Genomic DNA, 23,283 nt, shown 5'->3' with positions numbered 1-23,283 from the left:
TAGCTGAACATGAACGCCCATGCAACCGCCTATGTCGAAGTCGATAGCACTCTGGCCGAGGTTCTGGGTCGCCTAGACGGCCATGATGACCGAGTCCTTTCCATTGTGTACGAGGGTCGCGCCGTTCAGACTGGATTCCACGTGACTGAGGTAAAGGCCGGATCGTTTGTCACGCTCGATTGCGGTGGGAACTCCGACAGCTGGTCGGAGACCGTGCTCCAGGTGGAAGACATTCCGGGATCGGACGGAAAGGCCCAGATGACGACGGGGAAATTCCGCTCGATCCTAGGCCTGGTTGACCAAAAGGTGTCGCTGGACCATGGCGCCCGCCTCACCATCGAAATCGGTCGGCCAGGCGAGGCAATGCGGGTCTATGACATTGCCGAGGTAAGCATCACCGACCAAGCGGCGATACTGGTGCTCGGCATTCGACAGGCCATATGCAAGCCACGTCACCGCGCGGAGCAGGCGACACGGGCAGCGGCATGCTGCGGATCGCAGCCGAAGGCGTCGGCCTGTTGTTAGGTCTGCTTTTGCAGATAGTTTGACTGGTAGCGGTCAGTCCGCTTTCCACCACCCCAAACTGGTCACCTAAACGGGTCGATGGCAATGGCAGCTTTAGGAAGTCGCCGAGGCGACTTGAACGTCTGGAATGGGGCGCAATGCGAACCTCTATCAAACTGCCCCTTGTGCCAACTCTCCCCAAGGGCCCAGGGCCCAGGGCCCAGGGATTAGAGCATCGAAATGGTGGACTAGGCGGAACAAACTCAAGGTCCGCGCCCTCCCATCACCGAATGCCGGTGGGGACGCCGTCTATCGCACGCAACCCACCATCACCAGCGCCACGCCGACCACGCAAGGGCGCTCGGCCACATGCGGGCGGCCAAGCGCGGCGCTGGCCGAAGGAGGAACTGCTTGATGCACTGGACCTGCTGGCGAGAGGCGACCGTCGTCGAAATGATCGCCAGCGTTCTGTGCTACAAATAGCGCTACAACCTGTGATACATTCGCTGCGCTACTCGGCACAACGTATTGAAATTAAATTCACTACCTTTCTTGTTTGATTCCCGCTACCCGCTCCATCTTCCCAAATATTCAGACCGATCGCCCGCGCGCTTCCGCGATGCGTTTTGGCGTCGCTAGAAATCGGCTGGTGCGTCGATGGCTAGAAATGGCGGGGTTTCGAGCAAGCCGGGCACGACGTGGCTGGCAGAAACTTCCTGCAGCAGGTCGAGCAGGGTCGCGTAAGGATCCTGCCGGCGATATTGCGACGGGATCATCGCGACGATCCGGCGGGGCGGGGCCTGAACCCGATAGAGCCTGACGCCGCCGGCCGCACCATTGGTCCCCATGGTCGCCAGGGCGGGGGCCATGCACACGCCAGATCCGGCACGAACCAGGCCAATAGCGGTCTCGAAGCTGCGGCACTGCGCGACAACGCGGTGCTGGGGCAGCATCCGGTCATACCAGTCCGACACGCGATTGGCCTGCTGGCTGCCGAAGATGAACTGGATCGACTGATTGAGAATCGTCCAGCTCGCCGGGTCAAGCTCACGCTGCGGGTCAACGACCCCATCGAGCTCCAGCGACTGCGGCACGACCAGAACATAGGGATCGTCGAGCAGGGGGACCTGTACGAAGCCCACGCTGGCCTGCGCCACCGAATTGGCCGCCACCAGGCCGAGATTGATTCGACGGCCATAAAGCAGGTCGAGAATCTCGGTCGGAGAACTTTCCTGAATGTCGAAATCCAGTTCGGGGAATCGAGTCTGCATGCGGCCCACAGCCGCCGGAAGCAGTCCGCGCATCACGGAATTGATGCCTGCCAGCCGCATGGTCAGCCGCTGCCCGCCGCTGAATTGGGCCAGTCCATCTTCGAGTTCGCGGATGGAGCGCAGGACGTGTTCGACCCTGGGCAGCAGGTAGGTGCCGGCCTCGGTCAGCTCCATTTCGTTGGAGCGGCGGTGGAACAGCCGCGTGCCGACATTGGCCTCCAGCTTGCCCAGTTGCTGGGACAGGGATGGCTGCGCAAGGCCGAGTTGTTTGGCCGCTTTCGTAAGGGTTTCCGACCGGGCAACAGCCCAGAAAACGCGCAACTGATGCAGCGTGAGGTCGTCGGCCTTTTGCCGCTTGCGGGTCGCTTGCGGCAGGCTGGTCGCCGGGCCTTTTCGCGCCCCGGAGCGGTTATCGTCCATGAAGATCTAGTTCCCCTGTTCGAAGCGCATCTGGGGCGCTGTCGACGCCCAAAGTCTACTTGAAGCCGGTCGCCTTGGAAGAAAAAATGTTTGCCATGCCCGGTTTGGCGGATACTCACTATGCGCGACGCAGCCGGGGAAGGGCGGGCAACCCCGGATCGCAGCAGTCGCAATCGCCCATGTTTGAAGCCGGAAGGAAACCGCTCATGACCGAGTTGGCGCCGCCGCCAGGTCGCAACGAACAGGCCACTGTTGCCCGTTCCGCGTCGACAGTTTCGTCGGTTGCGACGCTGGCCGCAAAGGCCAAAACGCGGCGCAGGCGTGAGCGCAGCGTGGTGCTCGGGACGCAGATCGGCATCGCCATCCTGCTGCTGTTCGGCATGTATCTGCTCAACGCGACGGCCGGCAATCTGACCATGCCGCACCCTTTCGACGTGCTCGATGAGAGCATCAAAATGTGGACGGACGGCACAATGCTGCGGGCGCTGGGCGAGTCGCTGACTGTGCTGGGCCTGGGCTTCCTGCTCTCGGCAACCACCGGCATTGCCTTCGGCATTCTGCTCGGCGGCTTCCGGTTCATGGGCCGCGTGCTCGATCCCTTCGTCAATGCGATGAACTCAACCCCCGGGGCAGCCTTCATTCCGCTGATCATCGTCTGGTTCGGCCTCTACACCGAGGCCAAGGTGGTGGTGGTGTGGAATGCGGCGCTCTTCCCCATCCTCATCAACACCGCGGCGGGTATTGCCAATGCCAACAAGGACCTGGTCGAAATGGGCCGCGCCTTTGGCGCCAATCGGGCCACGCTGTTCTGGAATGTCATGGTGCCTGACGCGCTGCCGTCCATTCTGAGCGGACTGCGCATCGGGGCGGCGATCAGCACAGTGGGCACTGTCATCGCCGAGCTGACCATGGCGCAATCGGGTCTCGGTGGCCTGCTGATCGCGGCCGGCAACCGGTTCCAGATGGACCGCTACTTCGCCGTCGTCATCGTGCTCATGGCGCTGGGCACGCTCATTACCGCATTGCTGCGCTACGCAGAAAACCGCATCGGCCGCTGGCGGCTGTCACTCTCGGACGGTCGCTGATCATGGATACGACGCCTCAACCCCTGATTTCGCTGCGCAACATTGGCAAGTCCTTCAAGGATGGCCGGGTCCGCGCGCTCGAGGATATTTCCTTCGATGTGCGCCCGGGTGAGTTCATCAGCCTGGTCGGCCCAAGTGGCTGCGGCAAAACCACATTGCTGCGGCTCATCAACGGCCTGATCCCGGTCGATGAAGGCTCGGTGCAGGTGATGGGAGCCGCGCCCCAGCCAGGCCCGGATCTGGCCATGGTCTTCCAGTCCGCGCGGCTGCTGCCCTGGCGAACGGTTGCCGGGAACATCGAGTTCGTGCTGGCCCTGCGCGGGCTGGATCGCAAGGAACAGTCTGAGCGGGCATTGGCCCTGCTGGGGGCCGTCGGTCTGCGTGATTTCGCCGATGCCTTTCCCCATGAGCTCTCGGGCGGCATGCAGCAGCGCGTCGGCCTGGCCCGCGCGCTGGCGGTTGAGCCGAAGGTTCTGCTCATGGACGAGCCGTTCGCTGCTCTCGACGCCATGACGCGCGAGGTGCTGCGGCGGGAACTGCTGCAGATGTGGTCGCGCCGCCGCATGGCCATCGTCTTCGTCACGCACGATATCGACGAAGCCATCCTGCTCTCGCAGCGCATCGTGCTGCTGCGTCCGCGCCCCGGTCGCGTTGACGAAATCGTCGATGTCGAACTGCCCGAACCGCGCTGGCAGAACGACCCGCGCACGCTACCCGCCTTTGCGGCGATGCGGGATCACCTGTGGTCGCGCATCCATGACATGGTGCGCGATGGGGCCGAGCTTGAGGAACTGGCCGGTGCGTTCCCGAAGGAGGAAGCGGCGACCCCATAGGATTTTCCTATGGCACTGATAGGTGCCCAGACGGCCTGAGCAACTGGCTTTGGCCGGACTGCTATCCTAGCATTTCCATACGAGGCGCCGCAGGGGATCGGCGCTGCAAGGTATGGTTGTATGCAGGGTCCACGCGCTGAGAACTTGTCGCCGCTACAGCGCGCCGACTGGAATTATGAACGGGCGGCTCATCTGCTGGAGCGCGCCGGGTTTGGCGGCACACCAGCGGAGATCGAGCGGCTCACGGCCATGGGGACAGAGCAGGCTGTCGCCTCGCTGGTGGACTATGTCGGTGTCGATCACAGCCATCTCAGCCCCTTTGAGGAATCCGGGTTTTGGGATCCCTCCCTCAAGGATTTCCCCGTCAGCCGGCCCGCCGCGACCTCTCAGGCCGAGCGCGCCGGGGAAGCAATGGGCGTTCGGGTCAAGCCGGACGGCGCGCGACCGCTGCAACCCGTAACCAATCGCTTCTTCTTCTGGCTGCGGGCCAGCGTTCTCGAAACCAGGCGACTGGCCTTTTGGTGGGCCGACCGCATGGTTCGCACCACCCGCCCGCTGGAAGAGAAGATGACGCTGTTCTGGCATGGTCACTTCGCGACTAGCGAAGAAAAGCTGCGCGACTATCGCAAGATCATGCTGCAGCTCGAAACGCTGCGTGCTGGAGCCACCGGCAACTTTGGTGACCTGCTGGTCGCCGTGGCCAAGGACCCGGCCATGCTGGTGTTTCTTGATGCTGCCCAGAATGTGAAGGGCGCCCCGAACGAGAATTTCGGCCGCGAGGTCATGGAACTCTTCACAATGGGGGTCGGCAATTACAGCGAAGACGACATTCGCGAGGCCGCCCGCGCCTTTACCGGCTGGGGCAATGATGACCTAACCTTTGTTGTCGATCCCACCCTGCACGATGGCGGCACCAAGACCTTCCTGGGCCGCACCGGCAATTTCACCGGCGAGGACATTCTACGCATCATCCTCGAACAGCCCCAGACCGCTGTTTACATCGCCACCAAGCTCTATCGCTTCTTCGTTCGCGAAGAGGTGTCGCCCGATTTCGCCATCCAGCTCGGCGCACTGCTGCGCGACGGTGGCTACGAGATCGCGCCCTTCCTCACCACGGTGTTCCTGTCCGAGGATTTCTACAGCGAGCCATCGCTGGGCAGCCATATCAAGTCGCCGACCGAACTGCTCGTGTCCACCTATCGCAAGCTTGGCCTGGCCGCGCTGCCGGGCATCCCTGATCCCCACACCGTCAGCAAGACGCTCGGGCAGGTGCTGCTCTATCCGCCGACCGTTGCCGGCTGGGGGCAGGGGCGATCGTGGATTACGCCGGGGTTGCTGTTTGAACGCGGCAATTTCGCCCGTGAGGTTATGTTCCCAAACATCATCGACTTCAGGGACCCCAACCACGATCCAGGCGGCGAAGTCCGGCGCGTCAACCGCAACATCATTGCGGGCATGGAGATCACGGCGGCAACGCTGGAAGAGGGCGCTGCGCCCAGCACCGCCGAAGGCATCCAGGAGAGCTTCAACACCCGCTACGCCAGCCTCTCTGGCTATCAGGAAGCCCTGCGCAAGCTGAAGCCGACGCTGCGGGCCGCCGCCCAGTTCAGCCTGTCCGACATTGTCACCGATGCAGGCGCGCAAACCACGGACCAGGCGGTGGATGCGCTGCTGCGGCAGTTCCTCCGCGTCCCCGTGACGCCGCCGGCACGCGAAGCCTTGATTGCGACACTCGATGAGCAGCTCGGCACCAGCCAGCTGGCCGAGGCGCAGACCTACATGGAGCACGCGCTCCGGCTCGTCGCTCACCTCATCATGAGCTCCCCCCAGTACCAACTCGCCTGATCGGAGAAAGCAAATGGCCAAAAAGACCAGGCTCAGTGGCACCGAGCGCGAGGGACTGCTGCAATCGGGTTTCGGCAGCATGGTGCTGGGTGGTGCCGGTGGCATCAGCACGTCGCCGGTCTGGTCCAAAGTGGCCGGGACCCAGGCCGATATCAACGACCGCATTCTGGTCATCGTTGAGCTTTCCGGCGGCAATGACGGGCTCAACACCGTCATTCCCTATGCCGACGACGCTTATTATTCGGCGCGCCCCAATCTTGGGATCCGGAAGGACAAGCTCCTGCGCATCGACGACCATTTCGGTTTCCAGAAGACGATGACCGGCTTTGAGCGGCTCTACAAGGACGGGCTGATGGGCGTGGTGCATGGGGTGGGTTATGACCAGCCCTCGTTCTCCCATTTCTCCTCGATGGCTTTCTGGCAGACCGGGGCGCCCAATAGCGGTGAAGCCTATGGCTGGCTGGGCCGCATGGCTGACGCCATCGATCCACTGGGCCACACGACCAATTTCCTCGTCAATATCGACGACCACCAGTCGTTGGCCGTGCGCTCGATGAATCACGTGCCGCTGGTGTTCGACAATCCGAACAACTTCACCCGGCGCATGTTCGAAGAGCAGAAGGCCGCCTTCAACGCCATCGACGGCCGCGGCAATGGCAGCTCCAATCCGGCGCTGGATTTCATGTTCGATATCGCGGCCAGCGCCAACTCGGCCGAGCAATTGGTTCGTGACGCCTGGAACGACTACGAATCGCCAATCGACTATGGGCTGGCGCCCTTTGGTCTGGAGAAGGTTGCCGCGCTGGTCGCGGCCGATTTCCCGACCAAGGTCTACTACGTTCCCTATCGCAACAACGCCTTCGACACCCACGTCTATCAGGGCGACCTGCACTCCCGGCTCTGGTCCTACACGTCCGACCACATCTCCGCTTTCGTGCGCGATATGGAGCGGCTGGGCCGTGCCGACGACGTCGTGGTCATGGTGTTCAGCGAGTTCGGGCGCCGCGTGGCCGAAAACACCAGCCTCGGCACCGATCACGGCACCGCCGGCCCGGCCTTCGTCATCGGTAAACCGGTGAGCGGAGGCCAGTATGGCGGCATTCCCAGCCTGACCGATCTCGACGACGGCAACCTCAAATACACCACCGATTACCGCCGCATCTATTCGACGCTGATCAACGGCTGGATGGGCCACGAGCAGCCCTCGGCCATTCTGCGCGACGAATTCAAATCCCTCCCCATCTTCGGGCGCCCTGCCTGACCCTGCCTTTCAATACAGCGGACGCCGTCCGCAGGAGATTTTGCATGACAATCAAGATGAAATGGCTGGCGCGTGCTGTTGGCACCGCGTTGAGCGCCGCAGCGATCAGCCTGATAGGCGTTGGCAGCGCCATGAGCCAACCAACCGACATGCTGGAAATCAAGCTCGCTCTCGGCGTGATCGACGCGAACTTCAATCCAACCAATGCGTCGGTCTTCAAGCTGGCCGAGTCACTTGGCTACTACGAAAAGCATGGTGTCAAAGTCACCATCGTGGCGCTCGATGGGACGCCCCAGGCCGTCGCCGCTCTCAACTCCGGCGCGGTCGATGTGGCCGATATCACCATGGACGCCGCCATTCGCCTGCGTGCCGACAATGGCCTGCCGGTTCGGGGCATCGTTGGTGTTTCGATGGGCGGCAATTTCCTCATCGCCGCCAAGGATGAGATCGAGACCATGGAGGACCTGAAGGGCAAGGCCTACGCCATCGCCGACAATGGCAGCCTCGACCACCAGCTGACGCGCGTGGTGCTGCGCAGCTTCGGCATGGAAGACACCGATCCCAATTTCGTGGCCATCGGCGCGCCCGATGTTCGCGTGCAGGCGCTCGCCGCCGGCCGGGTCGACGCGACCACTGTGTCGTTCGGCACCTATATGTCGATTGTCGACGTGCCCGGCGTACACGTGCTGCTCGACTCGGACGAGTTCTCGAGCCGGGGCCCGGCGCTCTCCAAGTTCGTCGCCACGCTCGATACGACGATCGAGGCAAAGCGCGAGGCGCTGCAGCGCTTTACCGATGCCCTGATCGATACCTCGCGCGCCATGGCTGCTGATCCGCAGCGCTGGATCGATGAGGCAGTGGCGGCGCGGCCTGATCTGACCCCCGACAATATCAAGATGACATCGTCGCTGATCGCCAACCGCTGGTGCGTCTATGGCTGCATGAATGCGGGTCAGCTGGAGAAGTCGGTCGACTTCGTTTACGGCAACCCTGATTTTGCTGAAGTGAAGGTCGTGGGCCTGGAGGACGTCGTCGATCTCAGCTTCACCGAGAAGGCTTACGAGACGCTGGGCGCCTATGACGGGGCGATGCTGGACGCACGCTAGTCCCAAAAGCTTATGCCGGACGTGCCGGTTGTAGGATTCTTTTCAGCCTGTTTTGGCAGTCCAATGCGGGCAGGCCTTGGTCCGCCGAGGCTTAGGGAGGGCTGACGAGCCCCCAATGCAACGCGCCCTCCCGCCCGATGGTATTGGCGCAAACGAAAAGCTGCAGGTCACCAGGGCCTGCAGCTTTTTGGTAGGCTTAGCGGACCGGCTGCAGGGTGTCCTTGTCGAACAGCTGCATGGTCGTGTGGCCGTTTGCATCGACAACCCAACCGCGGATGTAGGTGCTCCACTCTTCCAGATCGCTCACGTTGTAGCCGCTGTGGCGCAGGGCCGATTCAACGGCATTGGTGTCGCGACCGTGAACGGAATCGTTTGCCATTGCGACGGTTGGCAATGCGGCGAGGCCAACGATTGCGACCAGTGCTGCGGAGGTAATGGCTTTCATGGAGAGTTCCTTTCTTTTGAACGCCCCTCGTTTGACCCTCCCAGGTTGTGCCAACATTGCGGAGATGGACTTCGACCGGCATTCGGGCGGGAACCTGCGTTGCGCTGCGTGCAATGCAGCGGCAACCTTGGGCTGTATAGTGGGCGGTGATCGAAAGGACACCTGATGCGTATTTTGCTGGTCGAGGACGAGATGGACATGGCCCGTGCGCTGACCGCGGCCCTGAGCCGGCACGACATTATCGTCGATCACGCGTCGACGCTGGCGATGGCCGAGGAGGCCGCGATGGGCGGTCTGCATGATGCCGTGCTGCTCGATCGGAAGCTCCCCGACGGCGATGGCCTGTCCCTCATTCCCATCCTGCGCCAGCAACGCGCGGGTCTGCCGATCATCGTTCTTTCGGCGCTGGGCACGCCCGATCATCGCGTCACGGGTCTCGATACCGGGGCCGACGATTATCTGGCCAAGCCGTTCCTGACCGATGAATTGCTGGCCCGCCTTCGCGCCGTCATGCGCCGACCGGCCCAGATCGGCGAGACGATTGCCAATGTTGGTAAGCTCAGCTTCAACCTCACGGATCGATCGGCCCAGGTCGATGGCGAACCGCTGGACTTGACGCGGCGGGAGCTGCTCGCCCTGGAAATCCTGATGCGACGCTGCGGGCGCACCGTGTCCCGCACAGCCCTCGAAGAGGCGATGTACGGCTTCGATGACGAAATCGCGTCCAATACTCTCGATGCCCACATTTCTCGCCTGCGCCGCAAGCTGGCCGGTGCCGGGGTAGAGATTCACGGCATTCGCGGCTTGGGTTATCTGCTCAAGGCGGTGTCATGAGCATTCGCAGACGGTCGCTACGCAGCACGCTGACTCGCAGCATGATCGTCATGCAAGCGGTCGTGCTCACCTCATTCGCCTTCGTTGCCGCCATTCCGATCATTCATCTGCTGGGCAGCGGTCAGATGCTCGACGACAGGGTCGTGGGTGACCTCGTCAGTTCCATCGTCCGTAACCAGGCCGGTGATCTGGAACTGCACCCCAACAAGCGCATCGAGGCCCTGTCGAGCGAATACCCATTCTTTTGGGCCTTTGTCACCGACGCCGACGGTAACTCGGCCAGTCTTGGCAGGCTTCCAGACGTTCTGGTTTTTGCCGCACCCAATCTGTCTCGCATCAACGCGGCCAATATCGCCGACATCGGCAATCCCGACGCGCCGGCCGCCATCGTGCGTACCCATGACAGCAAGGTCGGCAAGCTGTGGGTGATGACGGGCGGTGGGCCGAGCTTTGGACCGCAGCAGCTCTTCATCGCTTTTTCGAACCCATTCTTCGTTGGCCTGCTGCTCTTTCTGTCGCTGACATCGCTTCTGGTCATTCCGTTCATCCTTCGTCACCAGTTCCGGGGTGTCGAGGAGGTCGCTAAAGTGGCCGACACCATCGACGTAGATCAGCGTGGCGTGCGGCTGTCCGCCAGCAGCGTTCCCAGCGAGTTGCATGGCCTGGTGAACGCAATCAACCAGGCGTTGCAGCGGCTCGACGAGGGCGCTGAACGTCAGCATCGTTTCATGGCCGACGCGGCGCATGAGTTGCGCACTCCGATCGCCATCCTGCAGACCCGGCTGGAATTGCTTCCCGAGAACGAGGACAAGCACCGGCTGCTACTGGACGTCGCTCGCCTGGGCAGCATGGCCAACCAGCTGCTGGATCTCCAGCGCATGGACCTGTCCCCACAACCCTTCGAGCGGCTGGATCTGGTGAAAGTGGTGTCACAGGTGGCGGCCGATCTTGCGCCGCTCGCCATTGCGGCAGGCGACGAAATATCGTTCGAGTCCGACGCCGAGAGCGTTTTTGTTATGGGCGACAGCGGTGCGTTATCGCGCGCCGTCACAAATCTCATTCAAAACGCCATTGCACATGGCGGGCGTGGCGTGAGCATCGCAGTGAGCGTGCAGCATGACGGCAGCTTCAGGGTCACCGACACCGGCCCGGGCATTGGCCCCGGTGACCAGTCCGAGATCTTCGAGCCGTTCCATCGGGTCACGCCCTTGCAGCACGGCGCCGGGCTGGGCCTGAACCTCGTCCGCGATATCGTTCGCAGGCACCATGGCCGGGTATCGGTCAATAACGCGGTCGAGGGCGGGGCGGAGTTTGAAGTCTGCCTGCCGCTGGCCGCCCCCGCCGCGGCGGGAGCGAAATCTGTCGCTACTTGAATCGATTAGTGGCTGTTCTTAAGGCGCTTCTCACCGGCTTCAATGCGGATGGGCAGCACGTTTTCTGTCGGCGGCAACGGGCACACGGCATGCTCGGTGAAGGCGCAAGGCGGGTTGATGGCCTTGTTGAAGTCCAGCACCACGGTCTTGTCCGTCACGTCCTCGCCAAACACAAAGCGCGACGCGGGATAGGTGCTGTCGCGCGAGGTCAGGTCGCGGATGACGAATTGCGGCGCGGTCGCGGTACCGTGCGTGGCATAGAGCTCGTACTGCTGGCCGTCATGGTTGAACACAGCCTTGTGGGTCGCTTCCACGTCTGTCGGGATCGACTTGCTGGTATCGACGGTCATGCCCTTGGGCGCTTCCAATGACACCCATTCGGCCACCTTGCGCCAGTCGGGGCGGGTGGGGAAGTATTCGAGGTCTTCCAGTTCGTTAGGCGCGGTCGATGCCGTGTCGCGGATGCGCAGGGCATTCTCGCCGTTGAGAGTGGTGACTTCCAGCAGCAGGTTGCCGACCGTGAAGCGGGGCGGATGATATTTGTCGAGCTTGAGGACCTGCGGCGCGCCGCCATCGGCCGGCGTGAACGTTACATTGCCCTCGGCATCCTGCGTGAATGAACCGACATGGTCGGGGCCGGCAGAAATCACCAGATCATTGTCGGCTGCGGTGCCGACGGTCACCGTACCGGTCTCCAGCCAGAACCGGCCGATGATGTTGAGCCAGCCTTCGGGCGCCTTGAGGTTGGCGACGCGCTTGGCTTTCCAGGCATCGAGATTGGCTTCGTAATCGGACATGATCGGCTCCTTCAGGCAGGCATGCGCGGCACGCTGGCAAGCAGCCGCTGAGTGTAGGGGTGTTGGGGGCTAGCAAGAATGTCGGCAGTCTTGCCCTGTTCGACAATACGGCCCCGCTCAAGAATGACGATGCGTTCGCAGAGCGCCGCGACAACGCCCAGGTCATGAGATACCAGAACCAGCGTCATCGTCTGGCTGAGGCTCTTGAGCAGCTCGACGATGCGGATGCGCGTCGATAGGTCCAGCGCGCTGACGGCCTCATCGGCCAGCAGCAGGCTCGGCCCAGAAACAATGGCGCGGGCAATGGCGATGCGCTGGCGCTGACCGCCCGAAAATTCATGCGGATAGCGGTCGGCTACCGAGGCATCGAGCCCGACAGAAACTAGGGCATCGGCCACCATTTTGCGATGGTCGCCCGCAATCTTGAGCGAACGCAGTGGTTCGGCCACGATGGCGAATACGCTCTGGCGCGGATCGAGCGAGGAATAGGGGTCCTGAAACACCACCTGCACCTGCCGCCGATAGGTCCGCATGAAGGCGCTGTTTCGCGGATCGAGCGTTTCGCCCTTGAAGGTGATGCTGCCCGCGGAAGGGCGGGTCAGGCCAAGCAGCAGCCGGAGCAGGGTCGTTTTGCCCGAACCGGACTCCCCGACCAGCCCGATGCTGTCGCCCGGTGCAATGTCGAGCGATGCGCCATGCAACACGGTCTGAGTGCGGGAATAGCCGAAGCTGGCATTCTCAACGGAAAGCAGGCTCATTTGGCGCCTCCCAGAGCGGCGTCAAAGGCATGCGCGGCCGAGACGAGGGATTTGGTGTAATCGTGCTGGGGACGCGAGAAGACTTCGGCTACAGCCCCGACCTCAACGATCTCGCCCTGCCTCAGCACCACGACGCGATCGACAATGGTCGCGACAACCGGCAGGTCGTGGCTGATGAACAGCAGCGCCATATTGCGCTCGCGAACCAGCCGGTCGAGCAGCGCCAGGATTTCGGCCTGAGTGGTCACGTCGAGTGCGGTCGTGGGTTCGTCGGCGATAAGGAGGTCGGGATGGCAGGCAAGGGCCATGGCGATAGCCACGCGTTGGCGCTGGCCGCCGGATATTTCATGTGGATAGGCGCGGGCGATGCGCTCCGGATCGGGCAGGGCAACGTCCTGCATCAGGGCCAGAACGGCCTGGTGCACGGCCTCGCGCGAGAGGGTCTGGCCATTCCGCGCCGCCCGGCGTTTCACCGGTTCGGCGATCTGGCGGTCGATGCGCATCAGTGGGTCCAGCGCCGTGAGTGGCTCCTGAAACACAAAGGCGGCCACGCGGCCGCGCAGGGTGTTCAGCAGGCTCTCCGGGGCGCCGATCACCTGCCGTCCGCCGAGAACGACCGATCCACCTGCCGCAATGCCTGAAGCAAGAAGGCCGGTTGCCGCCATGGCGGTGAGCGATTTGCCCGAGCCGGACTCCCCGATCAGCCCGACGCGCTCGCCGGGCGCGATGGTCAGGTCGATCCCTTTGACGAGTTGGATATCGGGCGTGCCGATGGTGAGGTTCTTGATATCAAGCAAAGCGGTCATCGTGCGCGCCTCGTCGGGTCGATGGTGTCGCGCAGGCCGTCAGCCAGCAGGTTGATGCCGATAACGAGCGAAACCAGCGCAATGCCGGGCGCTATGGCGCCGATCGGCGCCGTGAATACGGTGCCTTGAGCCTCCTGCAGCAGTCGTCCCCACGAGGCGTTGGGCGGCGGTGCCCCCAGCCCGAGATAGGAGAGGGACGCTTCCGCGATTACCGCGAGGCCGAATTGCAGGGCGAAGCTGACCGAAAGCGTCGGCCAGATATTGGGCAGCACGTGTGTGAAGACGATGCCCAGCCACGACGTGCCCGACGTGCGGGCGGCGGTGATGTAGTCCATCAGCAGCACGCGCTTGGCTAGAATGCGCGTGAGGCGCGCCACAATGGCGGACAGCGCAATGCCCAGCGCGATGATAGCCGAACCCAGCGTCGCCGTTTCGCTGGCTGCGACCACCAGCATGGCGATCAGCAGCGTCGGGAAAGCGATGAGAATGTCGAGCGCGGCGGCAAGGACGTCATCGAGGAACTTGGTGGCAAACGCCGCCAGCAGGCCCAGCGTCACGCCGATTACCGCGCCGATGGCAACGGCGCCGATGCCGACGATCAGCGCGATGCGCGAGCCGATCATGATCTGGGTGAGGAAATCGCGGCCGAGCCGGTCGGTGCCGACCCAGTGCGCGAGAGACGGGGCCTCGAGCCGCCCGCCGGTCATGGCGGATGGATCATAGGGCGTCCAGACGAGTGTCAGCAGGCCGATGACGACATGCAGCGCGACGAGGATCAGGCCTACCCACAGGGTCACGGATTTCCAGTTGCGACGGCGGGCGGGGGCGATTTGGTCAACGGCGGTCATTTGGCGGCTCCCCGATCACGCAGTCGCGGATCGATGACGCGCTGCACCAGATCGGCGGCGAAGCCGATGAGCAGAACCAGCAGGGTGGAGATAAACAGCACGCCCTGCACATTGGGATAGTCGCGCTGCTGGATGGCGAGCAGCAGCATCGAACCGAGACCGGGCAGGCTGAACACCTTCTCGATCACCACTGCACCCAGGAACGTGCTGGCCAGTTCAATGCCCAGAATGGAAATCACCGGCACCGCGCCATTGCGCAGGCCATGTCGGATCAGCGCTTCAGGGAAGGACGAGCCCAGTGCGCGGGCCGTGCGGAGATAGTCGCTGCCCAGCACTTCGAGCGTCGCCGCGCGCACATAGCGCAGCATGGATGCCGACATGACCAGCGCAATCGTCAGCACGGGCAGCACCATAGCCGTCGCGGCCTCGCCGAAATTGGCCCACCCCTTGAGTGGAAATCCGCCCGAGGGCAGCCAGCGCAGGTTGATGGCGAAGAGCGTGACCAGCAGGATGCCGACCCAGAACACCGGAATGGCGATGCCCAGCTGGGAAACCACCGAAATGGCCGCGCCATACCATTTGTTGGAGCGGACGGCGGCGATGATCCCCAGAGGGATCGCGATGATCAGGGCGGCGATGAAGCCCAGGAAGGTCAGGGGCAGGGTAACCGACAGGCGGTTGCCGATTTCCCCAACAACCGATGCCTTGCTGACAAAGGACGTTCCCAGATCGAAGCGCGCCAGGTTTCCGATGAAGGCGGCGAACTGGACATAGAGCGGCTGGTCCGACCCCACCTGCGCGCGCGCAGCGGCGATCTGGGCTTCGGTCGCGCCAACGCCGAGCAAGGCATTGGCGGGATCGCCGGGCAATAGGCGGAGCAGGATAAACAGCACGATGGCCGCTATCAGCAGGGAGAATAGCAGAATGACCAACCGGCGCAGGGTATAGGCGAGAATGGGTCGGATCTTTCGATTTGGGGACTGGGAATGAACCTAGCCCAATGAGAAGGGCCGGACAAACTATGTGTCCGGCCCCCGTGTTTTAGCCAGTCTTGCGCCAGCTGCTAGTTCGCTTTTTTGATGCCGTAGGCAAAAAACTGCGAATTGAGGCCATTGACCGGATATCCGGTGACATTGGCGGCCGAAACCACGATCTGCGGATAGAGGTAGAGCCAGTTGCTGGCGGCATCCTCGGCGATGATCTTGTTGGCTTCGGTCAGCTTGGCGGTCTGCTCGTCAACCGAGTTGGCGGCTTCTGCGTCAGCGATCAGCTTGACGACGTCCGGGTTGTTGTAGCCCCAGTAGAAGTCAGGGTTGCCGTAGAACACGATATCGCGGTGATTGACGTGCTCCTGCAGCGTCGCCTCGAAATTATGCTCCTGGTAGACCTTGGTGTACCACTCGTTGGCCGTGATGATGTTGATATTGGCGGTCACGCCGACCTTGGCGAACTCGCTCTGCAGGAACTGGGCAACCAGCGGATGCGGATCGTAGTCCGGGGTGTCGATGGTGAAGGTGAAGCCATCGGGGTAACCGGCTTCGGCCAGCAGCGCCTTGGCGCTTTCCGGGTCATAGGCGTCCACACCGGTCAGGTCGACATACCATGGGTCGGTCGGCGGCACGAACGAGCCGATCAGCGTGCCATAGTCACCCCAGATGGAGTTCAGCAGCTTTGCCTTGTCGACGGCGCGGGCCAGGGCCTTGCGCACCTTGACGTTGTCGAAGGGGGCGGCGCGGTCGTTGTAGGCCAGGATTTCCTTGGTCGTCGAAGCGCCTTCGGTGACCGTGTAGGACGGGTTGCCGGTGAACTGGGCCAGCGAATCCGGGCTCTGCACCGAGGTGATCACGTCCACCGCATTGGTCAGCAGCGCGTTGTTGAGCGCGGTTGCGTCGGTGAAATACGTGTAGATCACCTCGCCGTTGGTGGGCTTTTCACCCCAATAGCCATCATAGCGGGCCAGGGCGAGGGCCGAACCGCGGCGCCATTCTTCGAGCGTATAGGGGCCGGTGCCGTCTTCGGTGGCCGTGATATCGGCCGCGGCGTCGTTGACGATCCAGACATAGCTCAGGTTGTAGGGCAGCGAGATTGAGCGTGCCGACAGGGTGATGACAACAGTCTTGTCATCGGGCGTCTCGATCGAAGTGATCGTCGAGAGGCTGCGCTTGCGCGAACTCTTGGAGGTTTCGGCGGTGACGCGCTCGATCGAGTACTTTACGTCGGCTGCGGTCAGCGGTTCACCCGAGTGGAAGGTCACGCCGTCCTTGAGGGTGAAGGTATAGGTCAGGCCATCTTCGCTGACGGAATAGTCGGCGGAGAGGGCGGGCTCGACGGTGCCGGCATCTGTCAGCTGAAACAGGGCTTCATAGACGTTGCCGTTGAAGGCCTCGTTGATGCCCTGGCCGGCGCCGGCCGTGTTGTCGAGGTTCTGCGGCTCATAGAGCGAGCCGATGCGAATCGTGGCGTCAGGATTGTAGTCCTGCGCGAAAGCGGCGGGCGTGACGGCGACGCTGGCCAGAAGAGCGGCAACCAACAGGTTGCGGGGCGAAACGATAGACATGGGGTAGTCCTGTCAGGTTGTCGGGAGCGGCAGCTTCTACCGTCTCCTCTTGAAAGGAAAGTACCCCCTCGCTCGAGAAAACCCTACTAGATCAATAGACTATAAGTTTTATCTACCCCAGCTCCACCGAAACGCTTTGCCCGCCCGAGGCACCTGCTGGGAAAGAGATTTCTGGGGCCGCTCCGTGACTTGGCGGAGCATGATGAAACCGCATCCTGCTGTTGGAATCGGAGCAATGGACCGCTGGTCAATCTCCATTGGCAATCAGCAGTGCCGGGCCTACAGTAATCCGACATGGACGGGGAGATGACGATGACACGCTTTGCTGCATCGATGGCTCTACTGCGCGGTGGCCTGTTGTTGGCCGCTGGATTGGCGGCCCTGTTTGCCCCAGTACCCGTATTGACCGTCCTGGTCCTGCTCGGGGGCGGCCTGCTGGTTGCCGATGGCGTGTTGGGCCTGGCTTCCCTGGACTATTCTGGCAAACACGGTTGGCCATTCTGGCTCGCCATCATCCGCAGCGTCCTGGTCATCGTGCTCGGGCTGGCGATCCTGTTCAGCCCATCTCTGGCAACCGTCTTCACCCTTTCGGTGTTGACCGTGGTGTTGGGGATGCAGGCCGTCGTTATCGGGTTGATCGAGGTCATCCTCACGGTGCGTGATCGCCACGCCTATCCATCAATCTGGCCGGTCCTGCTGGCAGCAATTCTGTACATCGCCTTCGGTGTGTTGCTGATCGTGGTGCCGTTCGGCGCCGCTACCGTGTTGACCCAGCTGGGCGGCGGGCTTGTCGTGGTCTTCGCGCTCGCGCATCTGACCACCACCTGGCAGGCCATTCGCGCGCTCGGCGTCATTCAACCGCTCCGCTAACCTCACACCTCACAGGAGTTGCCCGTGACAGTGACTGGCACACCGCGTGCGCCTCGCCGGGCGCTCTGGGCGATTGTCGGAGGTCTTGTCTTTACTTTGGTCGCCCTGGTGGCGGCGCCGCTTGCTCGTATCCAGTTCAGTTCCGTCCTCGACAATGATGCCGGCAACGCCACCTGGCTTACCTACGCGGGCGGCGTGTTCCTCACCGCCACTGTTCTATGGTGGCTGCTGATCATTCGTCCGCAAAGGATCACCCCGATGCGGGGCGCGGTCACTGGCGTGCTGGTGGCGCTGTTCAGTTATCCGGTCGTGCTGTTGCTCGCCGAGATTTTCCAGCGGGACTGGGAAGCGCTGATCAATGTCGCCACATTGGCCGGTCGCCTGCTCAATCTGTTGCTTATCAGCGGACTGACCTTCCTGACGACCGGCCTGGCTGCCACGCTCACAATGGCGGTGACGGGTGCACTGATCGGCTGGATGACGCCGCGGTTCGATCCCAGTTTGGCGGTGGCGTCGGAGGCCCGCAAGGGTGGAGGGCTGCTGCGCCGAATCTTCCGGATCCTCGGCGGCTTGGCCGTGACCATCGTGGTTCTGCTGCTGGGTGGCTTCATCTGGCTGAGCGTGCTGCCATTTAGAACCGATGGCATCACCAATGCCCCCGTAACGCCGCCAGCCAAGACCTATGAGGCGGCGCTTGCGGCGTTCGCTTCGGTCGAAGCGGCAGAGGCGGAACTGCCGCTCAACCCGCGCTGCCACTCCCAGATGCTCTCGCATGGCCAGAAAACGGCGCGCGTGGTGATCTATTTCCACGGTCTCACCACATGCCCGGCGCAGGCCGACACACTCGCGCCGCAGCTGTTTGCACTCGGCTACAATGTCTACGTGCCAAGGCTGCCCGGCCATGGCGAGGCCGATCCGCTGACCCTCGCGCTGGCGTCGCTGAAGGCCGAGGAACTGGTGGCTACGGCAGATTCGGCCATCGCTCTGGCGCATGGTCTGGGTGACGATGTGGTGGTCTCGGGCCTTTCTGCCGGCGGCACGCTCGCGGCATGGGTGGCGCAAAATCGGGGAGACGTGGCCAATACGGTCGTCATCTCGCCGTTTCTCGCGCCCTATTCGGTGCCACCGTGGGCCAACCACGCGGCGACCAATCTGCTGCTGATGCTGCCAAACATCATGATGTGGTGGGATGCCTCCCATCCCGAGAGTTCGCCCGAGATGAGCTACGCCTATCCGCGCTTCGCGACCCGCGCGCTGGCCGAAGTCATGCGGCTGGGCGGCATCGTCCAGGCAGAGGCAAATCGCACCGCGCCAGCGGCGGGAGACATCGGCATGCTGCTCAATGCGGGTGATACGACCATCAGCGAAGCACTCAACTATGATTTGCTGACAGCCTGGTCAGCCCGTCGGCAAGATGTGGCCCTGCAGGTGCTTCCGGTCGACCTGGGCGTGGGGCACGACATCATCGACCCCAACCAGGCCGACGCCAATATTGCGGGCGTCTATCCCGTCCTGATCGACATGATCGCCGGGCCGGACGGGCCATGATCGGCCGTCCCGATCCTGCTCCAAAGCCAATCGTGCGACGACGCTGGATCGTCGTTGCTGGCCTGGGATTCGCGCTCACCGCGCTTGTTGTCGCGCCTTTGCTTGGTCTGGACGTGAGTGGGGACTTGACCAACACCACCGGCCGCGTCACCTGGCCTGTTCTGCTAATCGGCGTGTTCGCCGCCGGGTGTGCGTTCTGGTGGTTGCTGGTGGCCCTGCCACGACGGCTGTCTGCCTGGCGTGGTGCGGTGGCGGGCGTATTGACCGCCTTCTTCTCCTATCCACTGGTGCTGACGCTCGCCGACGTAATCCACCGTGACTGGACGAATACCGCCAGCTGGCCGTCCTTGGCGGAGCGGGTCGACAGCCTCTCTGTCGTCACTGTGCTGACGCTGATGACCTCGGGCTTTGCCTCCACGCTTATCCTCGCTGTAGTTGGAGCGCTGATGGCCAAGCTGTTGTTCGGGCGACCGCCCGAAGGCTGGGTCTGGCAACCACTGGGGCTGGTGCAGAAGCTGGCGGTGGCCCTTGCCGTCGTCATTGTCGTCGGGTTGGTCGGCTCGTTCGTCTGGCTGTCCAGCATGTCGCTCGATCTGGAAGAGCTGGCGCAGCGGGTTCCGGCCAGCACGCCCGCCAAGACTTACGACGAGGCGATTGCCGCCTATGGGGCCATCCAGGCCGCCGAAGCCGATCTCCCCTTGTTCGATCACTGCCGAACGACCCTGCTGACTCACGGCAACAAGACTGCCCGGGTGGTGGTCTATTTCCACGGCTTCACAAGTTGTCCGGCGCAGGGAGCGGCTCTGGCCGCCCAGCTGTTTGCGGCGGGCGCCAATGTCCTGATGCCACGCATGGTGGGGCACGGTGCGTCCGATCCCATCGCCGCCGACATGACCGAGCTCACGGCCGCGCATCTCGTGGAATTGGCCGGTGGTTCCATCGACATGGCGCGGGGCCTTGGCGACGAAGTGCTGGTGGTCGGGCTGTCGGCCGGCGGTACGGTGGCGGCCTGGGCGGCGCAGGAGCGGGCCGATGTTGCCTACGCCTTGCCGGTTTCGCCGTTCTTTGGACCCTATCTGGTCGCGACCTGGGCCAATCGGGCGGCGATCAACCTCACGCTGATGCTGCCCGACGTGACCTTGTGGTGGAATCCGCTGGAGAATATCGACCCGGCATCACCCGGTTTCGGCCTCGCGCGGCCGACCACCCATGCCCTCGCCGAAATCATGGTACTGGGCGAGCTGGTGCAGGCCATTGCCCGCACCACCCCGCCAAAGGCGGGGCGCATTGACATGCTGCTCAACGACGCCGACGTGCTGGTCAACAATAGCCTGAGCGAGCAGGTCGTGTCGCTCTGGCGTGGTCACGGCAAAACCGTCGGCGTGGCCACGCTGCCGTTTTCGGCCCACCTGCCGCACGACGTGATCAATCCGGAAGAGCACGGCAGCGACATCGACCTGGTCTATTCAACAATCGACGACCTGGTGAACAGTGCCGCGCCAAACTAGTGGCCGCTACGCAGGCATCGGGCGGATGAAGTGGTTCTGCGAGACCTGCTGGATTTCGGGTTGGGGCAGGGCCGATTGGCGGCGGATGGTCTCGATGCTGTTGAGCTCGTCATCGAAGCGCGCTTCGGAGAAGCGGCGATCCGGGTCCGGCACAGCCGAGAGCAGCAGGCGCGTATAGGGGTGCTGCGGATTGTCGAGCACGCTTTCCATATCGCCCCACTCAACGATCTGCCCGGCATACATCACCATGATGTCCTCGGCGACGTAGCGCGCCGTGGCAATGTCGTGGGTGATGTAGAGCAGGGCCAGGCCCAGTTGGGCCTTCATGTCGTTGAGCAGGTTAAGAATGCCCAGTCGTACCGACACGTCGAGCATCGAGGTCGGCTCGTCGGCAACGATCACCTGCGGATTGACCGCAAGCGCGCGGGCAATGCTGATGCGCTGGCGCTGGCCGCCCGAAAGCTCGTGCGGGAACTTGCCCATCACGATGGACGGATCGAGCTTCACCCGCTGCAGCAATTCCTCGACCGCCGCCTTGCGCTCCGCAGCACCCAGATTGCGCTGGTGCAGCCGAAGCGGCCGCTCGAGATGATAGCGGATGGTGTGGGCGGGGTTGAGCGAAGAGAAGGGGTCCTGGAACACCATCTGGACCGACGAGCGATAGGCCTTGATGGCCCGCGCATCGTCCTTGCCCAGCGGCGAACCGCGGAACAGCAGCTGCCCCTCGTCGGGCATGTATTCGCGCATGATCAGGCGCGCCGCCGTCGTCTTGCCCGAGCCGGATTCGCCCACCAGGGCGAGCGTGCGGCCGGAATGCAGCGCAAACGACACCGAGCGCGCGGCATAGACCGGCTTCTCGGCGCTGCCAAAGACCTTGGAGACATTGTCGAGGGCGAGAATGGGTGACGCCTGGTTCACGATGCTACCTCACCGGTAATCTGGGTGCCATGCAGGCGGGGCATCGAGGCCCACAGACGGCGGGTATAGTCGTGCTGGGGCGCACGATAGATGGTCTGCGCGTCGTTGACTTCCACCAGCTCGCCCTGAAGCATAATGCCAATGCGATCACTGACTTGCACCATCAGGCTCAGGTCGTGCGTAATGAACAGCACCGAAAAGCCCAGCTGCTTTCGCAGCACGTCGATGCGCTGCAGGATTTCGCGCTGCACCACCACGTCGAGCGCGGTCGTCGGTTCATCCATGATCAGCAGCTTGGGGTTGAGCGCCAGGCAGATGGCGATGACGATGCGCTGGCGCATGCCGCCCGAGCACTGGTGCGGATAGGCCGAGAGGCGGTCCGGCGAAATGTCGACCAGCTTGAGCAGTTCGGCGGCCCGCTCGCGCGCGGCAGCGCGGGATATGCCGGTGTGGGTGCGCAGCACGTCGTAGAACTGGTCTTCGATGGTCAGCACCGGGTTGAGCGAGTTCATGGCGCTCTGGAACACCATGGCGACCTCGCGCCAGCGGAACTTGCGCAGCTCGTCGTCGTCCAGCGTCAGCACGTCGCGGCCGTCCACCAGGATCTGGCTTCCCTTGCGGATCAGGGCAGGGGGACGATGCAGGCGACTCACGGCGAAGGCGATCGTGCTCTTGCCGCAGCCGGACTCGCCGGCAAGGCCAAACAACTCGCCCGGCGCGATATCGAAGCTCACATTCTTGACCGCGTGGAAGTCCTTTTCGGAGCCCACATAGTCGATGTTGAGATTGCGGATGGAGAGAACGGGATTGGTCACAGCTTGCCCTCCCCAACGCGCACGAGGCCAACCCAGCGGGCAAGCATGCCCCCGGTGCGCAGGCGCGGATTGGCGATTTCGTCGATCGCGAAGTTGATCAGTGCGAGGCCCAGGCCCAGGAAGGCCAGTGCAAAGCACGGCGACAGCAGGTCCCACCACGCGCCAACCGAGAGCGCGGAGGCGTTCTGGGCGTTGTAGAGCATGATGCCCCAGGAAACGGTGTTGGGATCGCCCAGGCCAAGGAATTCCAGCGTCGCCTCTGCGATCACCGCGAAGATCACGCTGCCGATGAAGTTGATGCCGACGATGGAGATCAGGTTCGGGAAAATCTCGAAGGCCATGATGCGCCAGCTGGGTTCACCCAGCATTTCGGCCGATTTCACATAGTCGCGCTGGCGGATGGACAGCGTCTCCGAACGGGTGACGCGCACGCCCCACGCCCAGGAGGTGAGCCCCAGGATCACCGCGATCACCAGTGGCGTCGCCTGGCCGATAAAGGCGGCGAGCACCAGCAGCAGCGGCAGGTTCGGGATGACCAGGACCATGTTGGTGAAGAAGTTGATGACTTCGTCGACCACGCCGCCCTTGTAGCCGGCAATGATGCCCAGCACGGTGCCGATCAGGGTGATGATCAGCCCGGCGCCGAACCCGACGGCCAGCGAAACGCGGGCGCCGTGGACGAGACGCGAGAACACGTCATGCCCCAGCCGGGTCGTGCCCAGCCAATGTTCGGGTGAGGGCGGCTGGTGCGGCCGGCCCACGCGCTTGATGGGGCTGTACTCGGTCAGCATCGGCGCGAAGATCGCCACCAGGATGATGATGAGCAGGATCGCCAGGCCGATCACGGCCTTCTTGTTATGCAGCAGTTGGCGCAGCAACTT

Annotated in this window: 22 protein-coding genes; 11 read left to right on the top strand and 11 right to left on the bottom strand. The window is 63.0% G+C overall.

The genetic code is table 11. The features are described 5' to 3' along the window. Nucleotides 1-9 precede the first annotated feature (9 nt). Complete coding sequence (locus ACZ5WT_RS17180; protein ID WP_464284982.1) at nt 10-525, top strand: DUF6428 family protein; 516 nt, start codon at nt 10-12, stop codon at nt 523-525. Nucleotides 526-1,139: 614 nt separating this feature from the next. Here ACZ5WT_RS17180 and ACZ5WT_RS17175 read toward each other — a convergent pair. Beyond that, nucleotides 1,140-2,195, bottom strand: a complete 1,056-nt coding sequence (locus ACZ5WT_RS17175) for a LysR family transcriptional regulator (RefSeq protein WP_464284981.1) — start codon at nt 2,193-2,195, stop codon at nt 1,140-1,142. 206 nt (nt 2,196-2,401) lie between these two features. Between ACZ5WT_RS17175 and ACZ5WT_RS17170 the strand changes: the two genes are divergently transcribed. From ACZ5WT_RS17170 to ACZ5WT_RS17150, 5 genes are all read left to right on the top strand, one after another. Then, nucleotides 2,402-3,280 carry an ABC transporter permease gene (locus tag ACZ5WT_RS17170; RefSeq protein WP_464284980.1) on the top strand — a complete coding sequence of 293 codons (879 nt, stop codon included), beginning with the start codon at nt 2,402-2,404 and terminating at the stop codon, nt 3,278-3,280. Nucleotides 3,281-3,282: 2 nt separating this feature from the next. Next, the gene (locus ACZ5WT_RS17165) at nt 3,283-4,113 is read left to right on the top strand and encodes an ABC transporter ATP-binding protein (RefSeq protein ID WP_464284979.1); all 831 of its coding nucleotides are present in this window, start codon (nt 3,283-3,285) and stop codon (nt 4,111-4,113) included. Between the two features lie 120 nt (nt 4,114-4,233). Further along, a complete protein-coding gene (locus ACZ5WT_RS17160) occupies nt 4,234-5,958 on the top strand; it encodes a DUF1800 domain-containing protein (protein WP_464284978.1) in 1,725 nt (574 codons plus the stop codon). Nucleotides 5,959-5,971: 13 nt separating this feature from the next. Further along, entirely contained in the window at nt 5,972-7,219 is a 1,248-nt protein-coding gene (locus tag ACZ5WT_RS17155) for a DUF1501 domain-containing protein (protein WP_464284977.1), read from the top strand. A 44-nt stretch (nt 7,220-7,263) separates the two neighbouring features. Continuing rightward, the gene (locus tag ACZ5WT_RS17150) at nt 7,264-8,325 is read left to right on the top strand and encodes an ABC transporter substrate-binding protein (RefSeq protein WP_464284976.1); all 1,062 of its coding nucleotides are present in this window, start codon (nt 7,264-7,266) and stop codon (nt 8,323-8,325) included. A 196-nt stretch (nt 8,326-8,521) separates the two neighbouring features. Here the strand turns inward: ACZ5WT_RS17150 and ACZ5WT_RS17145 are convergent, their stop codons facing one another. Next, the gene (locus ACZ5WT_RS17145; protein WP_464284975.1) at nt 8,522-8,770 is read right to left on the bottom strand and encodes a hypothetical protein; all 249 of its coding nucleotides are present in this window, start codon (nt 8,768-8,770) and stop codon (nt 8,522-8,524) included. 165 nt (nt 8,771-8,935) lie between these two features. Here ACZ5WT_RS17145 and ACZ5WT_RS17140 point away from each other — a divergent pair, with 165 nt between their 5' ends. Both ACZ5WT_RS17140 and ACZ5WT_RS17135 read left to right on the top strand, forming a co-directional pair. Then, the gene (locus ACZ5WT_RS17140; RefSeq protein ID WP_464284974.1) at nt 8,936-9,604 is read left to right on the top strand and encodes a response regulator transcription factor; all 669 of its coding nucleotides are present in this window, start codon (nt 8,936-8,938) and stop codon (nt 9,602-9,604) included. After that, a complete protein-coding gene (locus tag ACZ5WT_RS17135; protein WP_464284973.1) occupies nt 9,601-10,977 on the top strand; it encodes a sensor histidine kinase in 1,377 nt (458 codons plus the stop codon). The genes ACZ5WT_RS17140 and ACZ5WT_RS17135 overlap by 4 nt, the downstream gene beginning before the upstream one ends. Nucleotides 10,978-10,982: 5 nt before the next feature. Here the strand turns inward: ACZ5WT_RS17135 and ACZ5WT_RS17130 are convergent, their stop codons facing one another. From ACZ5WT_RS17130 to ACZ5WT_RS17105, 6 genes are all read right to left on the bottom strand, one after another. Beyond that, nucleotides 10,983-11,774 carry a DUF1684 domain-containing protein gene (locus tag ACZ5WT_RS17130; RefSeq protein ID WP_464284972.1) on the bottom strand — a complete coding sequence of 264 codons (792 nt, stop codon included), beginning with the start codon at nt 11,772-11,774 and terminating at the stop codon, nt 10,983-10,985. Nucleotides 11,775-11,785: 11 nt separating this feature from the next. After that, nucleotides 11,786-12,532, bottom strand: coding sequence for an ABC transporter ATP-binding protein (locus ACZ5WT_RS17125; RefSeq protein WP_464284971.1), 747 nt, complete (start codon nt 12,530-12,532; stop codon nt 11,786-11,788). Continuing rightward, entirely contained in the window at nt 12,529-13,338 is an 810-nt protein-coding gene (locus ACZ5WT_RS17120; protein ID WP_464284970.1) for an ATP-binding cassette domain-containing protein, read from the bottom strand. Before ACZ5WT_RS17120 ends, ACZ5WT_RS17125 begins: the two co-directional genes overlap by 4 nt. Next, a complete protein-coding gene (locus tag ACZ5WT_RS17115; RefSeq protein WP_464284969.1) occupies nt 13,335-14,186 on the bottom strand; it encodes an ABC transporter permease in 852 nt (283 codons plus the stop codon). Before ACZ5WT_RS17115 ends, ACZ5WT_RS17120 begins: the two co-directional genes overlap by 4 nt. Continuing rightward, a complete protein-coding gene (locus tag ACZ5WT_RS17110) occupies nt 14,183-15,127 on the bottom strand; it encodes an ABC transporter permease (protein WP_464287234.1) in 945 nt (314 codons plus the stop codon). The genes ACZ5WT_RS17115 and ACZ5WT_RS17110 overlap by 4 nt, the downstream gene beginning before the upstream one ends. Nucleotides 15,128-15,249: 122 nt before the next feature. After that, a complete protein-coding gene (locus tag ACZ5WT_RS17105) occupies nt 15,250-16,743 on the bottom strand; it encodes an ABC transporter substrate-binding protein (protein ID WP_464284968.1) in 1,494 nt (497 codons plus the stop codon). Between the two features lie 312 nt (nt 16,744-17,055). Here ACZ5WT_RS17105 and ACZ5WT_RS17100 point away from each other — a divergent pair, with 312 nt between their 5' ends. The 3 genes from ACZ5WT_RS17100 to ACZ5WT_RS17090 all read left to right on the top strand — a co-directional run bounded on the left by ACZ5WT_RS17100 (nt 17,056) and on the right by ACZ5WT_RS17090 (nt 20,669). Then, the gene (locus tag ACZ5WT_RS17100; RefSeq protein WP_464284967.1) at nt 17,056-17,613 is read left to right on the top strand and encodes a DUF308 domain-containing protein; all 558 of its coding nucleotides are present in this window, start codon (nt 17,056-17,058) and stop codon (nt 17,611-17,613) included. A 24-nt stretch (nt 17,614-17,637) separates the two neighbouring features. Then, the gene (locus ACZ5WT_RS17095) at nt 17,638-19,161 is read left to right on the top strand and encodes an alpha/beta hydrolase (protein ID WP_464284966.1); all 1,524 of its coding nucleotides are present in this window, start codon (nt 17,638-17,640) and stop codon (nt 19,159-19,161) included. Nucleotides 19,162-19,286: 125 nt separating this feature from the next. Beyond that, complete coding sequence (locus ACZ5WT_RS17090) at nt 19,287-20,669, top strand: alpha/beta hydrolase (protein WP_464284965.1); 1,383 nt, start codon at nt 19,287-19,289, stop codon at nt 20,667-20,669. 6 nt (nt 20,670-20,675) lie between these two features. Here the strand turns inward: ACZ5WT_RS17090 and ACZ5WT_RS17085 are convergent, their stop codons facing one another. From ACZ5WT_RS17085 to ACZ5WT_RS17075, 3 genes are read right to left on the bottom strand one after another with little or no spacing between them, the layout of a single operon-like run. Beyond that, nucleotides 20,676-21,587, bottom strand: a complete 912-nt coding sequence (locus ACZ5WT_RS17085; RefSeq protein WP_464284964.1) for an ABC transporter ATP-binding protein — start codon at nt 21,585-21,587, stop codon at nt 20,676-20,678. Further along, on the bottom strand, nt 21,584-22,402 hold the full coding sequence (locus tag ACZ5WT_RS17080; RefSeq protein WP_464284963.1) for an ABC transporter ATP-binding protein: 819 nt from the start codon (nt 22,400-22,402) through the stop codon (nt 21,584-21,586). Before ACZ5WT_RS17080 ends, ACZ5WT_RS17085 begins: the two co-directional genes overlap by 4 nt. Next, nucleotides 22,399-23,277, bottom strand: coding sequence for an ABC transporter permease (locus ACZ5WT_RS17075; RefSeq protein ID WP_464287233.1), 879 nt, complete (start codon nt 23,275-23,277; stop codon nt 22,399-22,401). Before ACZ5WT_RS17075 ends, ACZ5WT_RS17080 begins: the two co-directional genes overlap by 4 nt. Nucleotides 23,278-23,283 lie beyond the last annotated feature (6 nt).

This window comes from Devosia sp. T2-14, from assembly GCF_055397495.1.
This window is presented reverse-complemented; position numbering and strand designations above follow the sequence as displayed.